Annotated in this window: 27 protein-coding genes and 4 pseudogenes; 22 read left to right on the plus strand and 9 right to left on the minus strand. The window is 39.7% G+C overall.

All coding sequences use genetic code 11. The annotated features are described in order from the left end of the window. Positions 1 to 3 precede the first annotated feature (3 nt). The 19 genes and pseudogenes from hisD (at position 4) to ACZ1G6_RS10320 (ending at position 15,625) form a co-directional block, all read left to right on the plus strand. Positions 4 to 1,360: pseudogene (hisD, locus tag ACZ1G6_RS10230) on the plus strand (histidinol dehydrogenase). Continuing rightward, positions 1,357 to 2,505: a histidinol-phosphate transaminase gene (gene hisC, locus ACZ1G6_RS10235; protein ID WP_472616213.1), complete on the plus strand. Its 1,149-nt coding sequence runs from the start codon at positions 1,357 to 1,359 to the stop codon at positions 2,503 to 2,505. Before hisD ends, hisC begins: the two are co-directional and overlap by 4 nt. After that, positions 2,505 to 3,576: pseudogene (hisB, locus tag ACZ1G6_RS10240) on the plus strand (bifunctional histidinol-phosphatase/imidazoleglycerol-phosphate dehydratase HisB). Before hisC ends, hisB begins: the two are co-directional and overlap by 1 nt. Continuing rightward, positions 3,576 to 4,193, plus strand: a complete 618-nt coding sequence (gene hisH, locus ACZ1G6_RS10245; RefSeq protein WP_472616214.1) for an imidazole glycerol phosphate synthase subunit HisH — start codon at positions 3,576 to 3,578, stop codon at positions 4,191 to 4,193. The pseudogene hisB and the gene hisH overlap by 1 nt, the downstream one beginning before the upstream one ends. Then, positions 4,193 to 4,930 (plus strand): 1-(5-phosphoribosyl)-5-[(5-phosphoribosylamino)methylideneamino]imidazole-4-carboxamide isomerase, encoded by a 738-nt coding sequence (hisA, locus tag ACZ1G6_RS10250; protein WP_472616215.1) that lies wholly within the window; start codon positions 4,193 to 4,195, stop codon positions 4,928 to 4,930. Before hisH ends, hisA begins: the two co-directional genes overlap by 1 nt. Further along, on the plus strand, positions 4,912 to 5,694 hold the full coding sequence (gene hisF, locus ACZ1G6_RS10255; protein WP_472616216.1) for an imidazole glycerol phosphate synthase subunit HisF: 783 nt from the start codon (positions 4,912 to 4,914) through the stop codon (positions 5,692 to 5,694). Before hisA ends, hisF begins: the two co-directional genes overlap by 19 nt. Before the next feature lie 30 nt (positions 5,695 to 5,724). Further along, positions 5,725 to 6,345: a bifunctional phosphoribosyl-AMP cyclohydrolase/phosphoribosyl-ATP diphosphatase HisIE gene (gene hisIE, locus ACZ1G6_RS10260; protein ID WP_472616217.1), complete on the plus strand. Its 621-nt coding sequence runs from the start codon at positions 5,725 to 5,727 to the stop codon at positions 6,343 to 6,345. A gap of 139 nt (positions 6,346 to 6,484) precedes the next feature. Further along, on the plus strand, positions 6,485 to 6,934 hold the full coding sequence (locus ACZ1G6_RS10265; RefSeq protein ID WP_472616218.1) for an Hsp20 family protein: 450 nt from the start codon (positions 6,485 to 6,487) through the stop codon (positions 6,932 to 6,934). 111 nt (positions 6,935 to 7,045) lie between these two features. Continuing rightward, on the plus strand, positions 7,046 to 7,528 hold the full coding sequence (locus ACZ1G6_RS10270) for an aldose epimerase family protein (protein ID WP_472616219.1): 483 nt from the start codon (positions 7,046 to 7,048) through the stop codon (positions 7,526 to 7,528). Then, the gene (locus ACZ1G6_RS10275; protein ID WP_472616220.1) at positions 7,500 to 7,994 is read left to right on the plus strand and encodes an aldose epimerase family protein; all 495 of its coding nucleotides are present in this window, start codon (positions 7,500 to 7,502) and stop codon (positions 7,992 to 7,994) included. Before ACZ1G6_RS10270 ends, ACZ1G6_RS10275 begins: the two co-directional genes overlap by 29 nt. A gap of 156 nt (positions 7,995 to 8,150) precedes the next feature. Continuing rightward, positions 8,151 to 8,645 (plus strand): Na+/H+ antiporter subunit E, encoded by a 495-nt coding sequence (locus tag ACZ1G6_RS10280; protein ID WP_472616221.1) that lies wholly within the window; start codon positions 8,151 to 8,153, stop codon positions 8,643 to 8,645. Continuing rightward, positions 8,642 to 8,938 carry an MrpF/PhaF family protein gene (locus ACZ1G6_RS10285; RefSeq protein WP_472616222.1) on the plus strand — a complete coding sequence of 99 codons (297 nt, stop codon included), beginning with the start codon at positions 8,642 to 8,644 and terminating at the stop codon, positions 8,936 to 8,938. Before ACZ1G6_RS10280 ends, ACZ1G6_RS10285 begins: the two co-directional genes overlap by 4 nt. Continuing rightward, positions 8,935 to 9,285, plus strand: coding sequence for a monovalent cation/H(+) antiporter subunit G (gene mnhG, locus ACZ1G6_RS10290; protein ID WP_472616223.1), 351 nt, complete (start codon positions 8,935 to 8,937; stop codon positions 9,283 to 9,285). The genes ACZ1G6_RS10285 and mnhG overlap by 4 nt, the downstream gene beginning before the upstream one ends. Then, positions 9,282 to 9,845 (plus strand): DUF4040 domain-containing protein, encoded by a 564-nt coding sequence (locus ACZ1G6_RS10295; RefSeq protein ID WP_472616224.1) that lies wholly within the window; start codon positions 9,282 to 9,284, stop codon positions 9,843 to 9,845. Before mnhG ends, ACZ1G6_RS10295 begins: the two co-directional genes overlap by 4 nt. Next, complete coding sequence (locus tag ACZ1G6_RS10300) at positions 9,838 to 10,260, plus strand: Na(+)/H(+) antiporter subunit B (RefSeq protein ID WP_472616225.1); 423 nt, start codon at positions 9,838 to 9,840, stop codon at positions 10,258 to 10,260. Before ACZ1G6_RS10295 ends, ACZ1G6_RS10300 begins: the two co-directional genes overlap by 8 nt. Beyond that, positions 10,260 to 10,634 carry a cation:proton antiporter subunit C gene (locus tag ACZ1G6_RS10305; RefSeq protein ID WP_472616226.1) on the plus strand — a complete coding sequence of 125 codons (375 nt, stop codon included), beginning with the start codon at positions 10,260 to 10,262 and terminating at the stop codon, positions 10,632 to 10,634. The genes ACZ1G6_RS10300 and ACZ1G6_RS10305 overlap by 1 nt, the downstream gene beginning before the upstream one ends. Next, on the plus strand, positions 10,631 to 12,148 hold the full coding sequence (locus ACZ1G6_RS10310) for a monovalent cation/H+ antiporter subunit D family protein (RefSeq protein ID WP_472616227.1): 1,518 nt from the start codon (positions 10,631 to 10,633) through the stop codon (positions 12,146 to 12,148). Before ACZ1G6_RS10305 ends, ACZ1G6_RS10310 begins: the two co-directional genes overlap by 4 nt. A gap of 9 nt (positions 12,149 to 12,157) precedes the next feature. Continuing rightward, positions 12,158 to 13,627 (plus strand): proton-conducting transporter transmembrane domain-containing protein, encoded by a 1,470-nt coding sequence (locus ACZ1G6_RS10315; protein WP_472616228.1) that lies wholly within the window; start codon positions 12,158 to 12,160, stop codon positions 13,625 to 13,627. Between the two features lie 324 nt (positions 13,628 to 13,951). Then, the gene (locus ACZ1G6_RS10320) at positions 13,952 to 15,625 is read left to right on the plus strand and encodes a Na(+)/H(+) antiporter subunit D (protein WP_472616229.1); all 1,674 of its coding nucleotides are present in this window, start codon (positions 13,952 to 13,954) and stop codon (positions 15,623 to 15,625) included. A 22-nt stretch (positions 15,626 to 15,647) separates the two neighbouring features. Here the strand turns inward: ACZ1G6_RS10320 and ACZ1G6_RS10325 are convergent, their stop codons facing one another. Further along, positions 15,648 to 16,541 carry a sulfite exporter TauE/SafE family protein gene (locus ACZ1G6_RS10325; protein ID WP_472616230.1) on the minus strand — a complete coding sequence of 298 codons (894 nt, stop codon included), beginning with the start codon at positions 16,539 to 16,541 and terminating at the stop codon, positions 15,648 to 15,650. Positions 16,542 to 16,682: 141 nt separating this feature from the next. Between ACZ1G6_RS10325 and ACZ1G6_RS10330 the strand changes: the two genes are divergently transcribed. From ACZ1G6_RS10330 to ACZ1G6_RS10340, 3 genes are all read left to right on the plus strand, one after another. Further along, positions 16,683 to 17,180 carry a DUF2244 domain-containing protein gene (locus ACZ1G6_RS10330; protein WP_472616231.1) on the plus strand — a complete coding sequence of 166 codons (498 nt, stop codon included), beginning with the start codon at positions 16,683 to 16,685 and terminating at the stop codon, positions 17,178 to 17,180. Positions 17,181 to 17,244: 64 nt separating this feature from the next. Beyond that, positions 17,245 to 17,493: a DUF6482 family protein gene (locus tag ACZ1G6_RS10335; protein ID WP_472616232.1), complete on the plus strand. Its 249-nt coding sequence runs from the start codon at positions 17,245 to 17,247 to the stop codon at positions 17,491 to 17,493. A gap of 69 nt (positions 17,494 to 17,562) precedes the next feature. Next, a complete protein-coding gene (locus tag ACZ1G6_RS10340; RefSeq protein WP_472616233.1) occupies positions 17,563 to 19,191 on the plus strand; it encodes a GMC family oxidoreductase in 1,629 nt (542 codons plus the stop codon). Positions 19,192 to 19,255: 64 nt separating this feature from the next. On the opposite strand, the pseudogene adk reads toward ACZ1G6_RS10340, so the two are convergent. From adk to ACZ1G6_RS10380, 8 genes and pseudogenes are all read right to left on the minus strand, one after another. Then, a pseudogene (gene adk / locus ACZ1G6_RS10345) lies at positions 19,256 to 19,901 on the minus strand (adenylate kinase). A gap of 240 nt (positions 19,902 to 20,141) precedes the next feature. After that, entirely contained in the window at positions 20,142 to 22,064 is a 1,923-nt protein-coding gene (gene htpG / locus ACZ1G6_RS10350) for a molecular chaperone HtpG (RefSeq protein WP_472616234.1), read from the minus strand. A 94-nt stretch (positions 22,065 to 22,158) separates the two neighbouring features. Continuing rightward, a pseudogene (recR, locus tag ACZ1G6_RS10355) lies at positions 22,159 to 22,759 on the minus strand (recombination mediator RecR). A gap of 8 nt (positions 22,760 to 22,767) precedes the next feature. Then, positions 22,768 to 23,094, minus strand: a complete 327-nt coding sequence (locus tag ACZ1G6_RS10360; protein WP_472616235.1) for a YbaB/EbfC family nucleoid-associated protein — start codon at positions 23,092 to 23,094, stop codon at positions 22,768 to 22,770. 35 nt (positions 23,095 to 23,129) lie between these two features. Next, positions 23,130 to 25,337: a DNA polymerase III subunit gamma/tau gene (gene dnaX / locus ACZ1G6_RS10365; RefSeq protein ID WP_472616236.1), complete on the minus strand. Its 2,208-nt coding sequence runs from the start codon at positions 25,335 to 25,337 to the stop codon at positions 23,130 to 23,132. 7 nt (positions 25,338 to 25,344) lie between these two features. After that, a complete protein-coding gene (gene apt, locus ACZ1G6_RS10370) occupies positions 25,345 to 25,884 on the minus strand; it encodes an adenine phosphoribosyltransferase (protein WP_472616237.1) in 540 nt (179 codons plus the stop codon). Positions 25,885 to 25,918: 34 nt separating this feature from the next. Next, positions 25,919 to 26,044 (minus strand): hypothetical protein, encoded by a 126-nt coding sequence (locus ACZ1G6_RS10375; protein WP_472616238.1) that lies wholly within the window; start codon positions 26,042 to 26,044, stop codon positions 25,919 to 25,921. Positions 26,045 to 26,175: 131 nt separating this feature from the next. Then, the gene (locus ACZ1G6_RS10380) at positions 26,176 to 26,772 is read right to left on the minus strand and encodes a DTW domain-containing protein (RefSeq protein WP_472616239.1); all 597 of its coding nucleotides are present in this window, start codon (positions 26,770 to 26,772) and stop codon (positions 26,176 to 26,178) included. Positions 26,773 to 26,905: the final 133 nt, after the last annotated feature.

Raw genomic sequence — 26,905 nt, forward strand, 5'->3', positions numbered from 1 at the left:
AATATGAGTAATCAATACAGTTCAGGTCACATACCTAAAACGCTTGTTTGGGAAAAGATGAGTAAAAGCGAACAAACTGCTTGTCTTGCCCGCCCTGCTTTGTCTGATTCAATCAAGCTGCAACAAATCGTTAATGATGTTTTAACGCAAGTGAAAGCTAAGGGTGACTAAGGCAGTTTTAGACTATACCAATCAATTTGATGGTGTAGTGCTAGATGATTTGAGATTAGATAAGTCAATTATTGATAACGCAAAAACGATGTTATCTGCAAAAGTCATTAGTGCCATCGATACTGCTTATCAAAATATAAAAACCTTTCATCAGGCACAGTATCCAACAGATATCAAAGTTGAAACAATGCCAGGCGTTATTTGCGAACAAAAGCATAGCCCATTAGAAGTGGTTGGTTTATATATCCCTGGGGGCAGTGCCCCGCTACCCTCAACGGTATTAATGTTAGGGGTAAGTGCGCAAGTGGCGGGTTGTGACATGCCCATTTTATGCACACCACCTTCTAAGATGCGCACAAAAGATATGCCAATTGCGCCAGAGATTTTGTACGCTGCATCCTTATGTGACATACAACACATATACCTTTGCGGCGGCGCCCAAGCTGTAGCTGCCATGGCTTATGGTACGCAAAGCATTCCTAAAGCAGATAAAATTTTTGGCCCGGGAAACAGCTTTGTTACTGAAGCGAAACAACAAGTAAGTCAAGATCCACAGGGCGCTGCTATAGATATGCCAGCCGGTCCATCTGAAGTGCTTGTGTTAGCAGATAATCAAGCGAATCCAGCCTTTGTGGCGGCGGATCTTTTATCACAAGCTGAGCATGGTGTTGATTCTCAGGCCGTACTTGTTTGTGACAGTGAAAGTATTATTGATGCTGTCAAAATCGAAATTGAGCAACAATTAGTAAAACTAAGCCGGCGCGAAATAGCGCAGCAATCAATCAATAACAGTCGCTTTATATTAAGTAGCTCAACTGAACAATCAATATCAATTGCCAATGCATATGCTGCAGAACATTTGATTATTCAGACCGCAGATGCATCGACTGTTGAGGCTAGCGTGAAACATGCAGGTTCTATTTTTGTTGGTGCATACTCTCCTGAATCTGCAGGCGACTATGCCAGTGGAACCAATCACGTGTTGCCTACTTATGGTTATGCTCGTAACTATTCAAGTTTAGGCTTATTAGATTTTATGAGGCGTTTTACAGTCCAAACTTTATCAAAGCAAGGATTGAATAACATCGCCGATGCGATTATGGATTTAGCAAGTGCTGAAGGATTAGATGCTCATAGCAACGCAGTCGCAATTCGTCTAGCAGACAATAAAACAGAGGTATCACGATGAATCCCTCACAAAATGAACAATGGTTAGATGACTTGACAAGTCAGCATGTTAGAGCGCTTACTCCATATGAATCAGCGAGGCGTTTATTTAGTGCTGATGATAGTCAAGAACGTATTTGGCTAAACGCAAATGAAGCGCCAAGCGCAGAGGAATTTTCAGTCAAAAGTGACTTACTTAATCGCTATCCAGACTGTCAACCTACTGCAGTAATCAATGCTTATGCTAAATACAGTGGCCTTGCACCCCAAAATATAGTGAGTACACGTGGCGCGGATGAAGGCATTGAGCTGCTAATACGCGCTTTTTGTGAAGCTCAAAATGATAGTGTATTAATTGCTCCCCCGACTTACGGTATGTATGCAATCAGCGCCCAAACTTTTAACGTTGGCGTTACTAAAGTGCCACTGAATCAAGATTTTAGTGTTGATACACGTGCTATTATTGATGCACAAAAGTCGACACAGCAGACTATAAAGCTTGTATTTTTGTGTTCACCAAATAACCCAACTGGCACATCTATTGCCGAAGACTCCTTAATAGAAATACTTGAGGCTTATCATCAAAAAGCTATTATTGTCCTCGATGAAGCCTATATCGAGTTTAGCGCTAGTGAGACTAAAACTTACCTGCTCGACAAGTACCCTAATCTGGTTATTCTGCGCACTTTATCAAAGGGTTTCGCACTTGCTGGCATTCGATGTGGTTTTGTTTTATGCAGTGAAGCAATAAAAGAAACACTGCTGAAGGTCATAGCGCCTTACCCTATACCCGACCCTGTTGCACAAATTGCACAACAAGCTTTGTCAAGCGAAGCAGTTGAGTTAATGCGTCAACGAGTCCAGCAACTTAGCGCTGATTTACGCAAGCTATGCGATGAGCTAAACAGTATAAGTGAAATAAGTTTGGTAGGCTCACAATGCGGTAATTTCGTCTTGTTCAAAAGTCAATTTAATACTCAATTAATGGCGTATTTAGTAGAACATCGAGTCTTAATTAGAAACCAATCCAAACAACTGTTTTTAGATAATTGTTTACGCATCACTATTGGTACGCCAGAACAAAACGAACGTGTTTTGTTTCTCATTGAGCAATTTTTCAATCAACGTGGCACAAAGGCACTCAACACTAGCGAAGGGACATTATAATGAGCCAGCAACCCATATTATTTATCGACCGAGATGGTACTTTAGTAGAAGAGCCGCCTATTGATAAACAGCTCGATACCCTAGCAAAGTTAAAGTTTGAGCCTATGGTAATAAGCAATCTAATTGCCTTGCAACAGGCGGGTTATAAGCTTGTTATGGTATCCAATCAAGATGGCCTAGGTACAGACAGTTTTCCTCAAGCGGATTTTGATTTACCGCATCAAGCGATGATGGATATATTTACCTCTCAGGGCATTACGTTTGATGAGGTATTAATTTGTCCACACTTTGATAGTGATAATTGTAGTTGCAGAAAACCTAGTTTGGGCTTAGTAAAAGACTATCTTGTGCAAGGTAAAGTGGACTTCACCAATTCATTTGTTATTGGCGATAGAGACACCGACATAGCCTTAGCACAAAATATGGGGATTGTAGGTATAAAGTATGATCCTATCGAAAACAATTGGGACAAAATAAGCCGTCAATTATTAGTCAAAGAGCGTATTGCTGAAGTTGTCCGAAACACTTCTGAAACTCAGATTTCTGTAAAAGTGAATCTTGATAGTCAGGAAAAAAGCACCATTAGTACGGGAATGGGTTTTTTTGACCATATGCTTGATCAAATAGCAACGCACGCAGGCTTCCAACTTGATTTGAACGTAAATGGTGACCTACATATTGATGATCATCATAGCGTTGAAGATACGGCTTTAGCGCTTGGTGAAGCGCTTAAAAAAGCGCTTGGCGACAAACGTGGAATTGCACGCTTTGGGTTTGCATTACCAATGGATGAGTGCCGCGCAGAATGCCTGATGGATATTTCTAACCGACCTCACCTTCAGTTTGAGGCCGAGTTTTCTCGTGATAGTGTGGGTGAAATGGCCACTGAAATGGTCCCGCATTTCTTTTACTCAATTGCTCAATCAATGGGCTTATCACTACATTTATCGACAACAGATGGCAATGCACATCACCAAGGTAGAAAGCCTTTTTAAAGTTTTCGGTCGCGCATTAAGACAAGCTATTAGCAAACAAGGTAATGTTTTACCTAGTTCAAAAGGGGCCTTATAATGCCCAGCGCAAAAATCACCATTGTTGATACTGGCTGTGCAAACATTTCATCGGTCAGATTCGCCATTAAACGTTTGGGCCTGGCGGCAGATGTATCTGATAAAGTGGATGATATCAAACGTGCACGGCATGTCATTTTGCCAGGTGTAGGTAGCGCAAAAGCAGCAATGACTAGCATAAAAAACAAAGGCCTTGTTAATTGTCTGCAAAGTCTAACTCAACCAGTTTTAGGCGTATGTTTGGGCATGCAACTGATGGTCGAAAGCTCGCAAGAAAAAGATCTTAATGCCAGTGAAGACATTGAGTGTTTAGGCCTAATTCCAGACCAAGTAAAAAAAATGAGTGTAGGTGATTTACGTTTACCTCATATGGGCTGGAACCAAGTCAGTAGTGCATATGACAACCCTTTGTTTGAAGGGATTGAGGACAAGGCTTATTTTTATTTTGTGCATGGTTATGCCGTCAGTAAATACGAACATACCTTAGCGACTAGCCAATACCACTATGAATTTTCTGCCGCCATCCAAAAAGACAATTTTTTTGGGGTACAATTCCACCCAGAGCGCTCTTCAGATGCTGGTGCACAACTTTTAAGAAATTTTTCAAGGATAGACTAATGATCATACCCGCTATCGATTTGATTGAAGGTCATGTTGTTCGACTTTATCAAGGCGACTATGAACAAAAAACGCAATACAATTTAGACCCCATTGATGTTGTTAAAGACTACGCACAGCAAGGTGCAAGCATATTACATATTGTCGATTTAACGGGTGCAAAAGACACCAGTAAACGACAAATCAAGTTAATTAAGTCGATGGTAGCGACAGGGCTTATGCAGTTTCAAGCCGGTGGTGGTATTCGAACTGTACAAGATGTAAAAGACTTCTTATCTGCTGGCGTAAATAGAGTGGTGATTGGGTCGCTTGCCGTAAGTGAACAAGCATTAGTTGCGTCTTGGTTCCAAAAGTTTGGCGCAGATAAAATTGTTTTAGCCCTTGATATTAACATTGATGCTAATGGTAACAAGTTTGTTGCCACCCATGGATGGCAACAGGACTCTGGAGTTAGTATTGATGATCTCATAGAGCATTATAAAACTGTTGGCTTAAAGCATGTATTATGCACAGACATCAGCAAAGACGGAACACTTCAAGGCGCTAACAACGCTTTATATAAAGACTTGGTCAGCCAGTATCCTGATATTGAATGGCAAGCCTCAGGCGGCATCGGCTCGCTAGCTGACATAAGTGCATTAAAACCTAGCAAGGTCCAAGGCGTAATTTTAGGCCGCGCTTTATTAGAAGGTAAATTCACACTGACTGAGGCAATATCATGTTGGCAAGACGCATAATTCCCTGTTTAGATGTCCGTGATGGTCTTGTGGTCAAAGGCGTCCAATTTAGAAATCATGAAATAATCGGCGATATTGTACCGCTTGCCAAAAAATACGCAGACATCGGTGCAGATGAACTTGTATTTTATGACATTACTGCATCAAGTGATGCTAGAGTCGTTGACAAAAGTTGGGTCAGTCAAATAGCTGAAGTAATAGATATTCCGTTTTGTGTGGCTGGCGGAATTAAAACCGTTGAAGACGCTGGTAAAATATTAGAAATGGGCGCAGATAAAATATCGATTAACAGCCCTGCTTTGTCTCGACCAGAGCTTATCACTGACCTATATAACACCTATGGACAACAATGCGTTGTAATTGGCATCGACAGTTTTTATAACAAACAAAGTGGCCAATATGAAGTGTATCAATTCACAGGGGATGAAACCCGTACTCAGAAAACACAATGGTTAACCTTGGATTGGATTGATGAAGTACAACAACGCGGTGCTGGCGAAATTGTATTAAACTGCATGAACCAAGATGGTGTCAGAAAAGGCTATGATATTGAGCAACTAAGTCACGTAAGACGCAAATGCAAAGTCCCTTTAATCGCTTCTGGCGGTGCAGGTGCAATTGAACATTTCATTGATGTGTTTAAGCAAGCAGATGTTGATGGCGCATTAGCCGCCTCAGTATTTCATAAAAACATTATTGATATGAGCGAACTAAAGCATGAATTATCACAAAACCATATTGCGACACGATTTAAACAAGGTTAAAAGATTAATGCCGATTTTATTAGGAAAAATATGAAGCTTACTCAAGAAAATATCGCCAACCTTGCATGGGATAAAATGGAACAATTAATTCCATGCATCGTGCAAGATGCACAAAGTGCTCAGGTCCTAATGCAAGGCTATATGAATCAAGACGCTATAAAACACACCTTGGACACTGGTTTAGTCACTTTTTACAGTCGAAGTAAAAAGCGTTTATGGACAAAAGGTGAAAGTTCAAATAACACACTTGCTTTAGTCGACATTTCTAGCGATTGTGATAATGATTGCCTATTAATATTAGCTAATCCCGCCGGTCCTACATGTCATACTGGCTCCACTAGCTGCTTTAGTGATGCGACAATGCCTAGCATTAGTTTTTTATCTGAATTAGAAAACGTTATTGCGTCTCGTAAAAATGCACCTGCTGACTCAAGCTATACAGCCTCTCTTTATGCCAGCGGTATTAAAAGAATGGCACAGAAAGTGGGTGAAGAAGGTGTTGAAACAGCGCTAGCGGCCACGGTAAAAGATTTACAGGAGCTAAAAAATGAATCTGCTGACTTGCTGTATCACTTGATTGTGCTTCTGCAAGCAAGCGAATTATCTCTTGAAGAAGTCATTGAGATTTTAAAGGCAAGACACAAAAAATAAAAAAATAAAATATTTACTTGAAAAGCCGAAAACTGTACTCATATATAAGTTGTGGCAGCCGAAAGGGGTCACAATTTAACGCCGCCGAATCGTCGGGGCATAACAACTTAACATATTGCTTAATAGGAAGAATATGACTATGAGAACTATCGATCTATCTCCACTTTACCGTTCATTTATTGGTTCAGACCACTTGGCATCTATGATTGATGCTGCAAGCCGCCAAGAAAAACAAAACACGTACCCGCCGTACAACATAGAATTACTAGCAGATGATAAATATCGCATTACCATGGCGGTAGCTGGATTCGCTAAGGATGATGTCGTAATTGAGGTGCAAGAGAACACTTTAAAGGTATCTGGCAACAAGCCAGCGACTGAAGACAAAGCAAATACGAGCGAACGAAAATTTCTGCACAAAGGTATTTCCGAGCGTAATTTTGAACGTAAGTTTCAATTAGGTGATAACGTCAAAGTATTAGCTGCAGACCTTGAAAATGGTTTATTGCACATTGACTTAGAACGGATCATTCCCGAAGCGCAAAAACCAAGACGCATTGAAATTGGTGGAAAACTTATAGAAGGATAAAATAACGAACCTCCCTATTTGTTATTTATTTTTCCCGACGCCGCTTTTAAGCGGCGTTTTTAATGCACCATTTAAAAACTTGCTTAAGCTATGATTGCATAGCATAGTTAAGTGTCTAACTATCAAAACGCAAACAATGTGCTAAAAAGAATTACGCTACACAATAATAATCAAATGCAAGTCACCATTTGTGATTTTGGCGCACGTATTTTATCCATTAAATTCCCCAATCAATTAGGCCACCTGACAGAAACTACCTTTAATTTTAAAACTGACGACGATGTATTCAATGATCTTTTTTATTGTGGCGCTACCTGTGGCAGAGTTGCCAATCGGATTAATAAGGCTAGCTTTACGATTAATAATCAACATCATAAATTAGATGCAAATAATGAGGGTAATACACTTCATGGTGGATATAAGGGTTTTAGTCACAAAGTATGGGATATCGTCGCTGTGACACGATCCTCATGTTCTTTATCATTAGAGTCACCAGATGGTGAGTGTGGATTCCTAGAGCAATTTTTCAATTATCGTCACATATACATTAAACAACGACAATGCATTGGATATAAGCTACCAAGCAAAATGTGACAAGCTTTGCCCAATTAGTATTTGTAACCACACATATTTTCATCTTGGCGAGGCCGACATCAGTCAACTGTCATTGATGGTAAATGCTGACTTTTATCTGCCAACAACCAAGGGAGGGATACCTACAGGCTCAAAATCAAGAACAACAGGGATTATGGATTTGAATAGTCCACAAAAACTTAGCGACTTGTTATCTAAAAGAGATTTCGATGATTGCTTCTTACCAAATCAGCGTTTAATGACCACTTTGCACTCTGCATCACAAGGAATTCGCTTACAAGTTTACAGTGACCAATTAGGTTTACAGGTGTATTCGGGCAATTTTTTACCTCGAAAACATCGAGCTATTGCTTTAGAAGCGCAGGGTCTGACTGATGCAGTTAATCAGAAAAATTTAGAGGCTGAATGGGTGTCACCACAATCATCTTATAATAAATCAGTTACTTACCAATTTGAAAATTTTTAACTGTCTGCTATCGATTGATTGCATTGAGCGCATAGGCTTGATAAGTTAGATAGTAAATCTGATTGAAACATTATTTATGTCCTTACCGTTTATTCACTTTTCTTTACAGCTTGCTTTACTGCAAATTCATATGAACAAGCATATTGGCCACTACCTATGAACCACACCTTACGCTTAACTTTAACGCTTATTATTATTTGGTTATTACTATCAGGTATGTTTGAACCGCTAATGCTTAGTTTTGGCGTATTATCGATTATATTATCAGTGTGGCTTACTCGTCGAATGACTCGCATTGATCAAGAAAGATATCGTTTTTTTGTCACCGGATCATTCATCTCGTTTTTATTCAAGCTAAGTATTAAAGTCATTCAATCAAACATTGATGTTAGCGCGCGTATCTTGGGGTTTAAACCAGTCGAGTCGACTTTCATTACCATAAAAATGCCATTTGACGATGACGTGGCTAAAGTGGTGTATGCCAATGCTATCACTCTCACGCCGGGCTCTTCGAGTATTGCCTTAGCCGATAACACATTGTTGGTCCACACTATTAGTGCTCAAAACGCTGAGGATTTGGCGCATAACGATATGCTTAAAATAATGCCAAAGCAGTATTCAGTCAAACCTATCGAGGTCTCTGAGCAATGACCTATTATTTTTTAGCCGCTGGTTTAGCTATCATGATCACAATGGCCCTAGCCGTATCAAGAGCATTGTTAGGTCCTTCAGTCTTTGACCGAATATTAGCCGTCAATATGTTTGGCACAAAAGCCGTTTTGCTAGTCGCAATTTATGCCTTTTATAGTGGCAGACATGATTTACTGGATATTTCATTACTTTATTCATTGCTCAACTTTGTTGGCGTAATCGCCGCTTTGCGTCTTGTAGAGCGAGGTAAGTTTTTTGCAAATGCAAAAGGTGCAAGAGGAATAAAAAAATGAGCGCCATTTTAGAAGTAATTAGTTTTATCTTTATCGGTTTTGGCTGTATTTTGGGTTTAATAGGTGGTATTGGCATTATAAAATTGCCTGATACTTATGCACGTTTACATGCCGTTGGTGTCACCGATACTCTTTGTACATTCTCGATTTTATTTGGTTTAGCACTGCAAGCTGATGGTTACACCAGTATTGCGAAGCTTATTTTAATCTTTTTGTTCTTGGCATTTACTAGCCCTGTTTCATCGTATGCACTGGCGAACAATGCATGGCGGTGGGGTTTACGTCATAATCAGAAGATTCATATCATCGCAGGCGAAAATAAAGCCGATGATAAGGGTAAATCATGAGTCTTATTATCAATTTAATCTTATTAGGCTTTTTGTTAGTGATGGCCTTAGCTGTATTAAAAACAAAACATTTATTTGCAATGGCGATGCTATTTGGACTTTATAGCCTGTTAGTAGCTGGACTGTTTGTTGTGCTTGATGCACCAGATGTTGCATTTACAGAAGCGGCGGTAGGTACTGGTATTTCTACAGTACTCATGTTAGTTACCTTAGCTTCGATAAAAGATGGTCACGAGGCAAAGCCCAAAAACAAACGACGTGCCACACCTCTGCTTGTTTGCACTATTATGGGTGGATTACTTATTTTTGGTACGCACGATATTGCTGAGTTAGGTGAGCTTGATAGCGCGCCAAATCAGCAAGTTGCGCAGCGTTACATTGAAAAAGGCCAATCAGAAACCGGTGTCCCTAATTTGGTAACCGCGGTATTAGCTAGCTATAGAGGATTTGATACGCTTGGAGAAGTGACAGTAGTTCTAACCGCTGGAATAGGTGTGTTGTTGTTACTAGGTCAACGTCGAAAGATTCACGTTAAATCCCGAGGAGGCAAAAATGGATAACGACCTTATTTTGCGAGTCGTCAGTAAATGGTTATCTCCTATCATTATTTTGTTCGCCTTTTATGTGCAATTTCACGGCGATTATAGTCCTGGAGGCGGTTTTCAGGCTGGCGTTATATTCTCTTCGGCAATATTACTTTACTCACTTACATATGGCCTAGATGCGGCTTTAAAGCTGATACCAGAAATAGCCTTAAAAATCGGGGCTAGTTTTGGCGTGTTGTTATATGCAGGTGTGGGTGTGGTGTCGATGCTATTAGGTGGTAACTTTTTAAACTATAGCGTATTGGCATCAACGCCAATCGCTGGACAACATATCGGCATCATCATAATTGAGTTAGGGGTGGGCATTACTGTTGCATCGGTAATGATACTGCTATTTTTTACATTTGCTCGAAGAGTGACGCCAGAATAATGGATATTACAAGTATTACCAATTATGTCATTGGACATGTTAACTATTGGCTTATTATCGCGGTAATGATGATAGGGCTATATACTTTAATGAATCGGACTAACTTGATTAAAAAGCTTGCTGGCCTATCAATGTTTCAAACCGCTGTCATATTGTTTTATGTTAGCTTAGGTAAAGTAAACGGCGGCACAGTACCAATAGTTGATTCAAACTACACACTCTATTCAAATCCATTGCCTCAAGTTTTAATGCTCACTGCAATTGTAGTTGGCGTCGCAACTACCGCGCTGGGTTTTGCCATTGTAATTAGAATAAAAGAAGCTTATGACACGGTTGAAGAAGACCAAATCAACGCGTTGGATAATCAAGAATGAATGAACAGTTAACGATTTTATTAGTTGTTATTCCGCTGATTGTTGCTCCAATAACCGCTATTTTTAAACACCATTCGATTACATGGTTATTAACCCTTTTTGTATCAGTCTGCAGTTTTGTTTTATCGTTTATTATTTTGTATCAAGTCATCGATGGCTCCCACGTCATTTATGAATTGGGGGGATGGCGTCCTCCTTGGGGAATTGAATATAAAATTGATTCTCTTAATGCATTTATTGCGCTAATTATTAGCGCAGTTGCTGTGGCCACGAGTATATTTGCATTTTCCAGCGTCCCAAAAGAAATTGATAAAAATAGTTATGGATTATTTTATGCGGCGATTCAATTATGCTTGCTTGGTTTACTAGGTATTGCACTAACTGGAGATATTTTTAATCTATTTGTATTTCTAGAAATCTCGTCATTGTCCAGCTATGCCCTGATTAGTATGGGACGCTCTAGAAAAGCACTTAGTGCATCATTCTCTTATTTGATTTTAGGCACTATTGGCGCAACATTCTTTCTTATCGGTGTAGGCTTTTTGTTCGCGGCATCTGGTAGTTTAAATATCGCAGACATTGCACTTCGTTTTGAGAATTTTGCTCAAATGCAACTGGTGATGACTGGTTTCATCTTTATCATATTAGGAATAGCGCTTAAAGCAGCAGTGTTTCCTTTGCATAGTTGGCTTCCTAACGCATATTCACATGCCCCTTCTGTTGTCAGTATATTTTTATCTGCAACCGCAACAAAAGTATCTATTTATGCGCTGTTAAGAGTGCTATTTGATTTATACCCAATTACATACTGGCAAGCATTGTTACTCCCTCAATTATTACTTGTATTAGGTTGTGTGGGCGTTATTTATGGTTCGTATCGAGCTTGGCAGCAGGTTGAGCTTAAACGTTTATTAGCCTTTTCAAGTGTTGCCCAAATTGGCTATATCATTATTGGCATCGCTTTACTTAATCAAAGTGGGCTTACCGCATCTGTTCTTCATTTGTTTAATCATGCAATTATCAAAGCGACTCTTTTTATGGGCGCGGGCGTTATCCTATATCGTGCAAACACTACCACTTTATCTCAGTTAAAAGGTTTTGGTAAAGATATGCCATGGACGTTTATGGCCATAGTCATTGCAGGTTTGAGTTTAATTGGCGTGCCGGGTACTGCCGGCTTTGTTACTAAATGGTATTTATTAGAAGCTGCTATTTCAAGCACCAACTATTTGGTCGTTGTTGCAATAGTTAGTGGTTCAGTTTTAGCTATTTTATATGTGTGGAAAATTGTAGAAACTATGTTTTTTCTACCCAAAGCAAAAATGGTCATTCATGGCGTAGAGAGTGGCGACAATAGTATCGCAAAAGTGCCCAAAAGTATGGCTATTGCGTTGTGGATGGGTGCTATCGCCTGTCTTTATTTTGGTCTTTATACTGAATTACCTTATCAAGCCGCATCAAATATCGCCAGTGCTTTGCTTGATAGTAATATTAGTGTCTCGCCATCGAAGTAAGGAATATTGATGTTTGAACTCACCCATGGCTTAATGGCGACAATGATTATCCCACTGATCGGTGCGGTGGTCATATCACAACTTGGAAAACAGCCTAACCTTCGAGAGGCAACTACTCTTACATGTGCAATTCTATTGCTTATTGTCAACATATGGCTGTTTCGCAATTTAGATTTGGCTAATCAGATTGGTTTTGTATTTGCAGAACCAATTGATGGTCTTTCGATTTCGTTTGCACTCAATAGTTTTGGCATCATGTTCGCACTTATTGCAAGTACGTTATGGATAGCCACGTCGATTTACGCTATTGGTTATATGCGCGCTCATCATGAAAAGAATCAAACTCGATTCTTTGCTTTTTTTGCTGTTGCCATTTCAGGCGTAATGGCAGTCGCGTTTTCCGAGAATCTATTTACACTCTTTATCTTTTATGAATTCTTAACTGTCTCTACCTACCCTTTGGTCACTCATGCAGGCACCAAAGAAGCCAAAAAAGGTGGCCGAAACTATATTTTAATATTGATGGGTTCATCTATTTTGTTTTTCTTACCTGCGATGATCACCGTCTATTTTGTTGCCGGTAACTTAGAATTTGTCCAAGGTGGAATTTTAGAAGGAAGCTTAGACCCATCTTGGGTATTACCACTGCTACTTTTGTTCATATTAGGCATTGGGAAGGCGGGTATCATGCCATTGCACAAATGGTTACCATCTGCAATGGTGGCGCCAACACCAGTTAGCGCTTTACTACACGCGGTTGCAGTCGTCAAAGCTGGCGTGTTTACTGTTGTAAAAGTTGTCGTGTTTATATTCGGTACTGACTTTATTAGCCGCTCTGGTGCCAATCAAATTCTTTTGTGGTTACCGCTTATTACGATCGTACTAGCGTCATTTGTTGCACTGACAAAGGACAACATCAAAGAAAGACTCGCGTATTCAACAATCAGCCAACTTAGCTATATTGTCTTAGGTGCGCTTATGGTCACGCGAGACGCTGTAATTGGTGCTAGTTTACATATTGCGATGCACGCCTTTGGCAAGATTGCTTTATTTTTTGCCGCCGGCGCTATTTTAGTCACAATGCACAAAAAAGCAGTTAGTGACTTAGATGGAATGGGCCGAGCGATGCCCTTTACGTTTATTGTATTTACCATAGGCACGCTAAGTATCTTAGGTATACCATTGTTTGGAGGTATGTGGAGCAAGTGGTATTTGCTATCAGGTGCTCTTGGACTTGAAAATCATGCAATGACAATGTGGGCGGTGCTAGCGGCATTAACAATTAGCTCATTACTTAACACTTACTATTTGTTTAGCATTCCTATGCGCGCGTTTTTTATTAAAAATACACAATACACTAAGGTGAAAGAAGCCCCCGTAGCTTGCTTAATCGGGATGGCAATACCAAGCATTATTACCTTGTATTTATTTTTTGACCCATCGTTGTTTTATCAACTTTCGTTATCATTAACTTCTTAGGAACGCGTTATGAATAATCACCTACAAGATGAACATCATGACAATGACGCAAGCAATTTGAGCGAAGCGCTAAGGCTTTTTTGATAAGCCCAAAAATGTCAGTGCTATTCTTTACGTGTTCTACGCCTTATGCATAGCTTTGGTCTTGATAGACTTTCTTGTTCATCGCCATCACTACGTTTATTTTGAAGAAATACCGGCCTTTTACGCTATTTATGGTTTCATTGCCTGTGTAGTCTTAGTTGTTTTAGCCAAACTCATGCGCTTGTTTTTAATGAAAAACGAGCATTACTATGATCAAAGGGAAGATGAGCAGGAGCAACCATGAGCTATTCCATTCCTATGTTTGCACCCTTCTTTATAGCTGCTTTACTTGCTTTATTGATGCCAATGAAATGGCGATATGCATTAGTGCTTGTTCCATTGATAAACGGACTGTATCTTTTTTTAGCAAACGATTACTCAAATATCTCAATTAATTTGCATATATTTGAACTCCAATTAGTTGAAGTTGATCGACTAAGTCTATTGTTTGGTTATTTGTTTCATATTGCCTGCTTTTTATGTCTTATTTATGCCTTACACTTGAAAGATAGAGTGCAATTTGTTGCAGGTTTAGCCTATGCTGGCAGTGCCATTGGAGCTGTGTTCGCGGGCGACTTTTTAACCCTTTTTGTTTTTTGGGAGTTACTTGCCTTAACGTCAGCATTTTTAGTGTTTGCACGCCGCACAAAAGCAGCACAAGGGGCTGGAGTAAGGTATCTTATCATTCAAGTCCTCTCTGGTGTTTTGTTGTTAATTGGACTGATTTTTCATTATGCGCAAACAGGAAGTATTGATATTACGTATATCGGTTTAGGAAGTATTGCTTCTTATTTCTTTTTAATCGCGTTTGGGATTAAAGCCGCATTCCCTTTTCTGCATACTTGGCTTACCGATGCATACCCTGAAGCTACGCCCGTTGGTACTGTATTCTTATCTGCTTTTACCACTAAAGTGGCGATTTATATGCTAGCTAGAACCTTTCCTGGTGAAGATGCACTAGTGTATATTGGAGCAGCGATGACATGCTTCCCTATTTTTTACGCCGTTATCGAAAACGATCTTAGAAAAGTATTAGCATATAGTTTAATCAATCAATTAGGCTTTATGGTATGCGGAATCGGCATCGGTACGGCGCTAGCACTCAATGGCGCAGTCGCTCATGCTTTTAATGATGTCATTTTTAAAGGACTATTATTTATGACAATGGGGGCCGTACTAACACGAGTGGGCCATGTTAATGGTTCTAACTTAGGAGGTCTTCACAAAACCATGCCTAAAACGACCTTATTTTGTATAGTAGGCGCCGCCTCTATATCAGCCTTCCCCTTGTTTAGCGGTTTTGTAAGTAAAAGTATGGTCATGGCTGCTATGATTGAAGCAGGACATGAATATCTATGGCTAATGCTACTGTTTGCCTCCGCAGGAGTATTCCATCACGCTGGAATTAAAATACCATTTTTCGCCTTTTTTGCGCACGACTCGGGACTTCGTCCCAAAGAAGCACCCACTAATATGTTAATCGCAATGGGGCTAGCGTCGGTGTTATGTATTGTTATTGGTAGTTATCCGCATTTGCTTTATCAATTATTGCCTTGGGACAATAGCTATCAACCTTATGATCTAACGCACACACTGACACAATTGCAATTGCTATTTTTCTCAGCGCTGGCTTTCGTTTGGTTAAACAAACAAGGGCTTTATCCGCCAGAATTGCGTTCGGTTAATTTAGATATAGAATTTTTATATCGAAAGCTCCTGCCAAGCACTGGTAAAAGATTATTGGCAATATACCTGAATATTTCAGGCTTATTCACAAAAAGCATAGCTGTGTTTAGTAACAAAGCACCGTCAATTAACAGGGATGCTGATGCAAATGCGGCCACTATGACCCAAAGAATGGCAATAGGATTTATCATTCTTGTGCTATTTGCTATCTATACCCAATTTATATAAATACTGACAGGGGTTTGTCACATTACCACAGCGGTAAACTGGCAAACCCCATAAACAGTACCCAGCTAGCAAAAAATATTTTTAATTTTACTGGTGAAAAATATAACACAATAGTTTTGGCGATAACGCCGCCAATTATAGCGCCAGCACCCGCAAAGAGCACGACTTGCCAATAAACGGCTTGTGATACAAATAAATGATAATAAATAGCGCTGTGGACGCTAAATGCAGTTAAAATAACCGCTATAGCAATAGCACAACTGATATTAAAGCCGCGTAATATCAGATAGACAGCAACAAGCTCTCCTACCCCAACTGACAACCAAGCCGTTATCACGCCGCCAAGCAAACCGATAACACATAGTGCAATTATATCTATTGTTAGCAGCGTTTGTTTAAAATGTTCTCGTTTACTTAGTCCGGTTGAAGCGTAAATCAATAATGCTAATAAAATTGAAAAAAGGCCAAAATATAAGTGCAAACCATCTTGAACACGTTCGGTATATTCGCCAAATATAAATTGCGCAATCCAAATGCCAGCGATTGAAAAACAAATTAGCCAAGGCAATGATTTAGGCAAAATGTGCCAGTCAAGTGATGAGGGCTTTATTCGCTGATAGTGCTGATACCAAGTAATCGCTCCTGCTGTCATACCACAGCACTGTATCGCAAAACTAGTGGCGATAATGGTTTCGTTAGATAAGTCTAGTTGATTGAAAAAAGGAACAAATACAACGCCACCACCGGCCCCGGTTGCATTTGCAAAAATTGCACCGATGATACCAAGGAAGACAAAAGCACCATATTGAGAGACCAAATGCACTTGATGCGTGGCGAAAAGTAAGCATATCCATACAATAACCAAGCTTATTTTTATAGGGTGACGCTTGATAAATTTATAACTTTGCGTTAACAATAATGATACCTAAAAGAGGTTAAACCTAAACTTACCAACACTATACGAAAAATTATCCCAGTAGGAACCATTAATTGCCAATTACTCAATTGAAAGGCAATTAGTGATGCACCATAGACACATTATATTAATAGGAAAGACATGGTTGAAACTCTAGATTCAGCAAATGGCATCACTATTGTACTGTCACCTAATCGTTCAGCTACATGGCAGCAAACAAAATTGGTAATAATTGCTATGACTGTCGTTGTGATGATTATTGCCTTAGCTTGGACGTTTGTTGGTGCTTGGGTAGTTTTACCATTTGCAGGATTAGAGCTAGGGCTGTTTGCATATCTTTTGTATCGAGTCTCAATTTCTACTTATCACAAACAAGTGATTCAAATTGACGATAAGCTGATTACAATTTCAAGCGGCTACCGTAAAGGTAGATCCTTTGAACAATTCTCGCGTGAACTTACAGATGTGTACTACACCCAAACGCCAAATGATTGGGAATTGCCCAAAATAACTATCGCACAAGGTAACAAACGCTGCAGTATTGGAGATTTTTTGAATTTAGAAGATAGAGTGGTGTTAAAAGAGCAGCTTGTAAACAATGGTTTCATCATTTGCAAAAACATGTGGTGGAAAGTCTGATCTTAATTAATCTTGTAGTTGTTTAAATCATGTTGATCGTTTTTTAACTTACTAGAGGCATCACATGAATCTATACATTGAATCCATCGAAGGCGGCAAATACATCGCAAGTATCGAGCAAAATGCGAATAGAGAAATAGTACGAGATAACTATAAAGACTCGACAAGCTTTAATTCCTTAAGCGAAATTAAAGACCGCTTATCAGGTTCACATTTTAATAAAGTATGGCTTAAGCAAAGCACACCTTATGATGAAATGTGCGGCTCACATGATGACAATGAAAAATTGATGATTGAGTTAGATTGGCGATAAAATCACTGCCTTTAGCGAGATAATTGTGGCATATTTAATGACAAAATTCCCATTTAGGAAACTACTACATTGCAAAGCTTCGATTACCTTATCGTAGGCGGTGGATCAGCTGGTTGTGTGCTAGCAAATCGTTTGTCTGAAGATCCTTCCATAAGCGTTTGTCTGTTAGAGGCAGGCGTGAAAGATACAAGTCCCGCTATTCATATACCGTTTGGTTTATCGCTAATCAATCATGTTAAGTCGATTAACTGGCGTTATGAAACTGACAGTGAACAACACATGAATAATCGTCAAATGTATTGGCCTAGAGGTAAAACGCTGGGAGGCAGCAGTTCAATCAATGCAATGTGTTACATTCGAGGCGTCCCTGATAATTTTGACCAGTGGGCCAACGATGGGTGTGAAGGATGGAGCTGGAATGAAGTGCTACCTTATTTTCGCAAAAGTGAAAACAACACACGCGGAATTTCTACTTTACATGGTGCCGATGGGCCACTCTCGGTTTCTGATCTTAAGCATATTAACCCACTAACCTTAGACTATGTGCAGGCTAGTATTGCCAATGGTTATTATGAAAATAATGATTTCAATGGAGTAAGCCAAGAAGGTGTTGGCATTTATCAAGTAACGCAAGATAACGGTTCTCGTTGCTCAACTGCAAAGGGTTTTTTAAACGATGAAATCAAAGCCCGTAACAATTTAACAATCATCACGCAAGCAATGGTCGATAGTATCATCATTGAAGGCAATAAGGCATGTGGTGTCAGAGCTAGAATAGATAATAAAGCCTCATCAATCTTAGCATCAAAAGAAGTCATTCTTAGCGCAGGGGCAATTAACTCTCCCCAAATATTGATGCAATCGGGAATCGGAGATAAAGACTCTTTAGAGGCCCTAGGCATAAAGGTAATAAAAGATTTACCTGGTGTTGGACAAAACTTGCAAGATCATTTAGATGCTACGATTGTATACAAACAAAATAGTCTGACATCTTACGGCTTCAGCGTATTGGGCCTACTTAAGAATGCTATGGCACCTTATCAATACTTTAAGCATAAAAAAGGAATGTTTACTTCAAATGTTGCGGAAGGTGCAGGTTTTTTGAAATCATCGCCTGACTTATCAGCGCCAGATGTTCAGATACATTTTTTGCCCGCAATGTTAATTGATCACGGACGCAAGATAGTACATGGCCATGGCTTTACATTTCATTTTTGTAACTTATATCCCCACAGCAAAGGCCACATTGATTTGCTTGCTGACAGTGAATCCCCTAGTGGCTTTAAATTGGCAATTAAACCCAACTACCTTAGTGACGAAAGAGATTTAGCACCAATGATTTTTGGCTATAAATGGTCGCGCAAAATTGCGCAAACTGAGCCACTGAGTAAGGGAGCAAGTCCATACTTCCCAAGTAATGATATTGAATCTGACGAAGACATTATCCAATATTTAAGAGAACATGCAGAAACCTTATATCATCCTGTTGGCACATGTAAGATGGGAGCTCAAAACGATGTTAACGCCGTTGTTTCTTCAAGTTTGCAGGTCTTTGGGATTGAACGCTTAAGAATAGTAGATGCATCTGTTATGCCCAATATTATTGGGGGCAACACAAACGCACCTACCATTATGATTGCTGAAAAAGCCGCCGATATGATTATTGAAGCTAACGCCATAAATAAAGGTCTTACCTAAAACGCAAACAGCCATTCAAAATGAATGGCTGTTGACTATTACAGTGCGTTAAATATTGTAAAGTTTACGCTAAAAGCACCTCAAGCTGAGCACTTATTCGCTCAACCGGCTTTGTACCATCAAGCTTGAAATATTCACACAAACCTTCTTTGGCCGCTTGGTTATAGTAATCAACTAAAGGCTTTGTTTGGGTGTGATATACACCTAAACGGTCTCTTACAGTATCTTCTTTATCATCATCACGGATAAGTAAATCTTCCCCGGTGACATCATCTTTACCCTCTACCTTAGGCGGGTTGTAAACAACGTGATATACACGGCCAGACGCAGGGTGTACACGACGCCCTCCCATTCTATCGACGATTACATCGTCAGGTACGTCAAATTCAATACAATAATCGACGCTAACGCCTGAATCTTTCATTGCATCTGCTTGAGGAATAGTGCGAGGAAAACCGTCTAGCAAAAAGCCATTGGCACAGTCTTCTTGTGCGATTCTTTCTTTTACTAAACCAATAATAATATCATCAGATACTAATTGCCCAGCATCCATGACTTTTTTGGCTGCTAATCCCATTTCGGTACCCGCTTTAATTGCAGAGCGCAACATGTCCCCTGTTGAGATTTGAGGAATACCAAATTTATTCATTAAGAATTGAGCTTGAGTTCCTTTTCCAGCACCTGTGGGCACCAAGAAGAATAATACGCATTGAGCGCCTCCAACATTAATTATGGTTATCAAAAATAATTTGCACAAACTTTACAGTGATGAAAGAAAGTTAACAAGAACAAATGCTTAATTTTGTTCATACTTTAGCCTAACAAGATAACAAAAATAAAGATGGCTCAATTGTCTGCGGCAAAAACAATACTATTGCTCAACATTAAGTTCCTTAACTGCAACAAAAAGCCCACCTATAAGGTGGGCTTTCACAAACACTATATGTGGTTTATTTTGCCAATGCCGTCAATAATTCATTTAAATTTTTAACGAAGCTAGCAGGCTCCTTTAAACTACCTTGCTCAGATAGTGCAGCTTGATCAAACAGAACATTAGTCCAACGACCAAATTGCTCCTCATCTTGAACATCAGCTACTAATTTAACCAACTCATGCTCTGGATTAAGCTCAAAGTTATAAGTTGGTTCTGGGACTGCTTGACCGGCCGCTTGCATCAATTTAGCCATCTGTGTCGTCATTCCGCCATCAGTTGCAACAATACATGCAGGAGAGTCTGTCAAACGATGCGTAAACTTAACTGACTCAACTTTTTCGCCAAGGGCAGTTTTCATACGCTCAAGCACACCTTCGACTTCTTTTTCAGCTTCTTCTTTTGCTTTTTTAGACTCTTCATCATCTAAGCTACTCAAATCAACATCAGCGCCTGCAACTGATTGGAACTGCTTCTCATTAAACTCCGTAAGATGAGACATGAGCCATTCGTCCACTCGCTCACCCAACAATAATACTTCTATCCCTTTCTTTCTAAACACTTCTAAATGAGGACTTGTGCGCGCAGCCTGATATGAATCTGCTGTCACATAAAAGATTTTCTCTTGCTCGTCTTTCATTCTGTCAATGTAATCAGCTAAGGATACTGTCTGCTCGTTTGATTCGTTATGAGTAGACGCAAAACGCAGTAGGCCTGCAATTTTTTCTTTGTTTGCGAAATCTTCAGCAGGGCCCTCTTTAAGCACGTTACCAAACTCCGCATAGAAAGTTTGATAGTTTTGAGCATCATTCTTTGCCATTTTTTCAAGCATACCTAAAACACGTTTAGTACACCCTTGACGGATGGCTTGAGTGATTTTGTTGTCTTGTAAAATTTCACGAGATACGTTCAAAGGTAAATCATTTGAATCCAATAAACCTTTTACAAAACGAAGATAAGTTGGCATAAATTGTTCAGCATCATCCATAATGAAGACGCGTTGAACGTATAATTTTAAACCACTTTTCTGTTCTCTGTTCCACAAATCAAATGGGGCTTTAGATGGAATATATAATAAACTGGTATATTCTGTTTTACCTTCTACCTTATTATGAGACCAAGTCAAAGGCTCAGCATAATCGTGCGACACGTGTTTGTAGAATTCTTGATATTCTTCTTTGGAAATATCTGATTTGTCACGTGTCCATAAAGCCGTAGCTTTGTTTACCGATTCCCATGATGCTGGAATAGCTGGAGTCTTTTCGCCATCAGGCCCGTCACTTTCAGGAACTTCTTCTTTGAACATCTGAACAGGAATGCTGATATGGTCTGAATATTTTGAGATAATAGAACGTAGGCGCCAATCATCCAAAAATTCTTTTTCATCCTCTTTAAGATGTAAAATAATCTCGGTACCTCTTGTTTCCTTTTCTATATCTGCTACCGCAAAGTCTCCCTCGCCAGCTGATACCCATTGAACACCCTCAGAGGCTGAAGAGCCAGCTGCACGAGTATTGACGGTTACTTTGTCGGCCACAATAAATGCAGAATAAAAGCCAACACCAAACTGACCAATTAGCTGAGAATCTTTTGCTTGATCACCTGATAACTGGCTGAAGAAGTCTTTTGTACCTGACTTAGCAATAGTACCAAGGTTTTTAATGACATCTTCTTTATTCATGCCAATACCGTTATCGGTAACAGTTAGTGTGCCAGCGTCTTTATCAACACTAAGCCTAACTTGTAATTCGCCATCACCTTCGTATAGAGCGTTATCTGATAATGCTTTAAAACGAAGCTTATCTGCGGCGTCAGCAGCGTTTGATACTAGTTCACGTAAGAATATCTCTTTATTTGAATACAAAGAGTGAATCATTAGTTGAAGAAGTTGTTTTACTTCGGTTTGGAACCCATGTGTTTCGTGTTGGACAGTCTCAGCCATAGCCAAGGATCTCCTTTGTCAATTGCTATTGAAATACTTGGGTCTAGATTTGAGGGCTATTGAATGGATTTCAATAGCAAAAAACAAAGAATTTTTAAAAAATACGTCGACCGCTAAAAGCGTGGGTTAATGTATTACCATCGATAAATTCTAGCTCGCCGCCAACGGGGACACCATGAGCGATACGAGTTGCATCAATATTTTGTTTTTTACATATTTGAGAAATATAGTGTGCCGTTGCTTCACCTTCTACAGTGGGATTAGTTGCCAAAATCACTTCTTCTATATCTTCTTGGCTAAGTCGTTGGGCAAGCACATCTAAACCAATCTCATTTGGACCAATCCCATCAATTGGTGACAAATGCCCCATTAACACAAAGTATGTTCCTTGAAATAACGCCGTTTGCTCTATAGCAAGGACGTCTTGAGGTGACTCAACGACACAAATTTTTTTATTAAGTTTGCGTTTCTCGCTACTGCAAATATTGCACAAAGTGTCCTCTGTGAACGTTCGGCATTGTTGACAGTTATTGATATGCTCCATGGCTTGATGCAAAGCATCACTGAGTTTAAGCGCACCTTCTCGATTTCGTTCAAGTAGCGTAAAAGCCATTCGCTGTGCGCTTTTTGCACCCACACTAAGGTAACACCTTGAATGCTGAAATGAGCTCATCAATCAACGGACTAAAAATCATAAAAGCCCTTAAAATGGCATCTTAAAGCCTGGTGGCAATCCCATCCCACCGGTAACGTCGCCCATTTTTTCCTGGGTAGTTTCTTGTACTCTTCTTACGGCATCATTAAAAGCCGCAGCAGTGAGGTCTTCTAACATTTCTTTGTCTTCACCAACTAGAGACTCATCCACTACAACGCGCCTGACATTGTGGTTACACGTCATGGTTACTTTTACCATACCAGCGCCTGACTCACCTATAACTTCCATTGAAGCTAATTCTTCTTGAGCTTTTTGCATTTTTGCTTGCATTTGCTGGGCTTGTTTCATCATATTGCCCATTCCACCTTTAAACATATATACCTCTTATAAGATTAAAAACTATTTGTGATTTATCGGGGTCTTACACTATTTTCAACGACATTTGCGTCAAACGCTAAAATCAATTCTTGAATGTTTTCGTCTGTATTAACCACATTTTGCGCATGTGCTTGTCGCATTTGATCAATCTTTGTTTGCAGTTCAAAAGGCGTATTATTGACCTCGCCTTCAATTGTGAGGTTAATAGAACACGGCTCTTGTAACATTTCGCTCAATGTGTTTTCAACAGCTTTAATCGCAGCACTTTCAGCCATATGTTGATTTTTGCTAGCCAGTCTTAGCGTCAAATCCTTGTTTAGCTGCTCACATCGCGTATTTAAAAGCAATTGACGTGAAAATGCGCCTAAGCCAGTTGTATCAACGAATTTACTCCAAGCGTCAATCTGAGCCGCTTTTGTCAGTTTTTCACCATTATCAAGAAAAGGATTAATAGACTCGGTACACTCAGCAAACTGTTGTTCAAGCGTTTGAGGTGTTTCAACACCTGCCGCTTGGACAGTATCAGGTGCTGCTTCAGACTTTTTTGAAGGATCGGTTTCCTTCTCTTGTGTTTGCTGTAGGGTATTTAAACGATTTATTAAATCAAAAGTATTGCTTTGCTGATTTGCTAGTTGTTGGTCGCCCTGTACCTCATTGACATGTTGCTCATCCCCCATATCAGAATTAGCAAACTCTTGGTCTTGCGAATCTGTTTGTGACATTTGCTGCAAATCAAATTCATCAATTAAACTTAAATTAGGCCCACCTTCTGGTTCTTGGATTACCGTTTCATCAATCACTGATGACGTCGACAAGGTATCAGGAACTGCCTGACTATTATCATCAAGATCACTACTTTGCTGCTTAATAGGAGCATGTTGTGCACTTGGCTCTTCTATTGTTGATGATCGCGGCGTTGTCTGCGCTGGTTCTTCTGGCGAAGATTCCACTGGCATCTGCTCAACCGGCATCTGCTCAACCGGCATCTGCTCAACTGGTTTAGGCTCAACTGGTTTAGGCACTGCGGTTGTAGGTTCAGAAGTCGTTTGTACTGATGAGGTTGGCGCAGGCGCTGAATGAGAGTTATCAAATATTGGCTCGTCAAGTTGAGAATGCTGTTCACTTTTTAAAGACTCAATATCAAGATCTATTTTTTGTGCTGGCGTAAATGCTAACATCCGCAAAATCGTCATTTGCAGTCCCATCCGAGCATCGGGTGATACAGGTAAATCGCGCTGACCATTTATCCCAATTTGATAAAGAATTTGGACATGCTCTTTCGCCATTGTCTTTGCCAAAGTAAATATACCTTTAGGCGAATCACTATCAAGCTTGCAAGCTTCTGGCACTACTTGTGTTAGGGCTATTTGATGAAATAGCGCAATAAGTTGGCTCAAAATTTGGCTATAATCGGGTGAGATAGCGCACATATCATCCAAAAGCGTCATTGCTTGCTTGTCATCACGCTTAACAATACTAGCCGCCAATTTAAGAACTAGATGCTTATCTAACAAGCCCAGCATAGACGCAACAATTGTAGTACTTACATTGTTATTACCTTGCGCAATTGCTTGGTCTGTTAAGCTTAAACTGTCACGAATACTTCCTTGTGCAGCTTTTGCTATTTGTTCTATCGCAAGTGTATCAAACGCTATGTTCTCATGTGTTAAAATATGAGAAAGGTGACCAGATATTTGTTCTTTGGTCAAAGCCTTGAGACTAAACTGCAAACACCTAGATAATATGGTAACCGGTAACTTTTGGGGATCCGTCGTTGCTAACAGAAACTTGACATGCTCAGGTGGCTCTTCGAGGGTCTTAAGTAAAGCATTAAAACTGTGCTTTGACAGCATATGTACTTCATCTATCAAATAAACTTTATATTTACCACGAGTAGGTCTGTATTGAACATTATCTAAAAGCTCTCGTGTATCTTCGACTTTTGTCCTTGAAGCGGCGTCTATTTCTAGTAAATCTACATAACGCCCTTCGCTGATGTCCACGCAAGTTGAACACTTGCCACAAGGGTTCGCACTTTGCCCTTCTTCACAATTAAGACTTTTTGAGAATATTCGCGCGATGGTGGTTTTACCAACGCCTCGGGTGCCTGTAAATAGATATGCATGATGCAATTTGTCGTTTTCTAGTGCATTTGTAATTGCATCTACAACATGTTGCTGCCCCACAAGCTCAGAAAAAGTCTGTGGTCTAAATTTACGTGCTAGCACCTGATAACTCATGTGTTATCTAATCCCCTTCAAATTCGCATACACAATAAGGTTTAATGTCTGCTTCTTTTAGCTTTGCTTCACCACCAATATCAGGCAATGAAATAATAAAACCTGCATGTTCAACCACGCCACCTAGTCGCCTTATCAGCTTGGCTGTGGCTATCATGGTTCCGCCTGTTGCAAGTAAATCGTCAATCATCAAAACTTTGTCACCTGGACTTATCGCGTCTTTATGAATTTCAAGCTCATCGGTTCCATATTCTAGCTCATATGATTCAGATATGACTTCACGAGGCAGTTTCTTGGGCTTTCTGACGGGCACAAAGCCAACACCCAATTCAAGTGCTAAAGGCGCACCAAACAAAAAACCTCTCGCCTCAGTACCAACGACTTTATCAAAATGCACATCTGCATATTGTGCCTTAAGTAAATCAATACATGCTTGAAACGCTCTTGGTTGCTGTAGAACGCTGGTAACGTCTCTGAACATTATTCCCGGTTTAGGATAATCTGATATTGTCGTGACGGCGTCTTTTATTATTTGTTCGTGTGACACATTAAACCCTTATATGTGTTTGAGTAAGTATTATTTAAAACAAAAGCGTTTTAACTGTCCATGCGATAATGTGAAGCAAAGGAAATGCGACTAGCGCCAAGACAATGCCTAATAAATACCACCAATTAAACACTTCTTTGAACTCAGTATTATCACCCATTTATACATATTCCTATACTAAATTTTTTGGAGGATGAATACTACTTGATCATGATTAAAAAAAATAGTTCAGTCGGCAATTATTCAAACGGCTTCTTTATACCAATATATACAAATATACGCTTAAGTATTCTATTTAGAATGATTATACTTTTGCCAATGTTCAACCAAACCATTTAGAACATCAAAAAATGGCTGTGATGGTGTGTTATACAAATAATTGAGCGTTATTGATAATGATTCTATGGTGGACAATTGAAACGACTTTTTCGCGCGCCTGATTTGATATTGTTTTTGTATGTCACTAGGTAACTCAATGCTCTTTAAAGACTGTAGCCATTTAAAACGCTGATAAATACCAAATGCTTGTCTCCAACTAGCATCGATAAAGACAAGACGTTTTACTGATAAATCACGTTTCAGCGGACTGGGCGAAAATTGACTCAATAGCTCACTATTAAGGTTGGGAAACATCAAAATTGAACCTTCTTGGCAACACTTCTCAAGTAAACTCATCCCTTTTAGATCATCACTTAACACAACCTCAATTTCAGGGCTTACTAATCTTGCTAAACGTAAAGTGTTTTTAGCGTGATGTTTTTCTTTAGGGTGTTGGATGACTGAAACATTTACCGGCAAACTTAATCGAGAAATATGCAAACACAGGCAAGTGCGCAAAGGGTATCCACATCCATTGCATATTTCACGGCCACTATAAATTGTTGTCATTGTAAAGCGTTGCGCATTAACTCGGCGTCTTTGTGTAGAAATTGTCTATACAATAGTAAAATAAAAAGCCGGCAATACACATCGATATTGCCGGCTTTCTTCAAAAAAATCACTCCCAGCAGTTTATTTCACA

Source organism: Glaciecola sp. HA4-3 (assembly GCF_055693685.1).

What these genes read in the sequence shown, in the direction of transcription:
- ACZ1G6_RS10285 (WP_472616222.1), top strand. Translation starts at nt 8,642, where the DNA reads ATGACCTATTATTTTTTAGCCGCTGGTTTAGCTATCATGATCACAATG.
- hisA (WP_472616215.1), top strand. Translation starts at nt 4,193, where the DNA reads ATGATCATACCCGCTATCGATTTGATTGAAGGTCATGTTGTTCGACTT.
- ACZ1G6_RS10330 (WP_472616231.1), top strand. Translation starts at nt 16,683, where the DNA reads ATGGTTGAAACTCTAGATTCAGCAAATGGCATCACTATTGTACTGTCA.
- ACZ1G6_RS10360 (WP_472616235.1), bottom strand. Translation starts at nt 23,094, where the DNA reads ATGTTTAAAGGTGGAATGGGCAATATGATGAAACAAGCCCAGCAAATG.
- ACZ1G6_RS10310 (WP_472616227.1), top strand. Translation starts at nt 10,631, where the DNA reads ATGAATGAACAGTTAACGATTTTATTAGTTGTTATTCCGCTGATTGTT.
- ACZ1G6_RS10295 (WP_472616224.1), top strand. Translation starts at nt 9,282, where the DNA reads ATGAGTCTTATTATCAATTTAATCTTATTAGGCTTTTTGTTAGTGATG.
- ACZ1G6_RS10335 (WP_472616232.1), top strand. Translation starts at nt 17,245, where the DNA reads ATGAATCTATACATTGAATCCATCGAAGGCGGCAAATACATCGCAAGT.
- htpG (WP_472616234.1), bottom strand. Translation starts at nt 22,064, where the DNA reads ATGGCTGAGACTGTCCAACACGAAACACATGGGTTCCAAACCGAAGTA.
- ACZ1G6_RS10380 (WP_472616239.1), bottom strand. Translation starts at nt 26,772, where the DNA reads ATGACAACAATTTATAGTGGCCGTGAAATATGCAATGGATGTGGATAC.
- hisH (WP_472616214.1), top strand. Translation starts at nt 3,576, where the DNA reads ATGCCCAGCGCAAAAATCACCATTGTTGATACTGGCTGTGCAAACATT.
- hisF (WP_472616216.1), top strand. Translation starts at nt 4,912, where the DNA reads ATGTTGGCAAGACGCATAATTCCCTGTTTAGATGTCCGTGATGGTCTT.
- ACZ1G6_RS10375 (WP_472616238.1), bottom strand. Translation starts at nt 26,044, where the DNA reads ATGGGTGATAATACTGAGTTCAAAGAAGTGTTTAATTGGTGGTATTTA.
- dnaX (WP_472616236.1), bottom strand. Translation starts at nt 25,337, where the DNA reads ATGAGTTATCAGGTGCTAGCACGTAAATTTAGACCACAGACTTTTTCT.
- mnhG (WP_472616223.1), top strand. Translation starts at nt 8,935, where the DNA reads ATGAGCGCCATTTTAGAAGTAATTAGTTTTATCTTTATCGGTTTTGGC.
- ACZ1G6_RS10300 (WP_472616225.1), top strand. Translation starts at nt 9,838, where the DNA reads ATGGATAACGACCTTATTTTGCGAGTCGTCAGTAAATGGTTATCTCCT.
- ACZ1G6_RS10315 (WP_472616228.1), top strand. Translation starts at nt 12,158, where the DNA reads ATGTTTGAACTCACCCATGGCTTAATGGCGACAATGATTATCCCACTG.
- ACZ1G6_RS10280 (WP_472616221.1), top strand. Translation starts at nt 8,151, where the DNA reads ATGAACCACACCTTACGCTTAACTTTAACGCTTATTATTATTTGGTTA.
- ACZ1G6_RS10265 (WP_472616218.1), top strand. Translation starts at nt 6,485, where the DNA reads ATGAGAACTATCGATCTATCTCCACTTTACCGTTCATTTATTGGTTCA.
- hisIE (WP_472616217.1), top strand. Translation starts at nt 5,725, where the DNA reads ATGAAGCTTACTCAAGAAAATATCGCCAACCTTGCATGGGATAAAATG.
- ACZ1G6_RS10305 (WP_472616226.1), top strand. Translation starts at nt 10,260, where the DNA reads ATGGATATTACAAGTATTACCAATTATGTCATTGGACATGTTAACTAT.
- hisC (WP_472616213.1), top strand. Translation starts at nt 1,357, where the DNA reads ATGAATCCCTCACAAAATGAACAATGGTTAGATGACTTGACAAGTCAG.
- ACZ1G6_RS10320 (WP_472616229.1), top strand. Translation starts at nt 13,952, where the DNA reads ATGAGCTATTCCATTCCTATGTTTGCACCCTTCTTTATAGCTGCTTTA.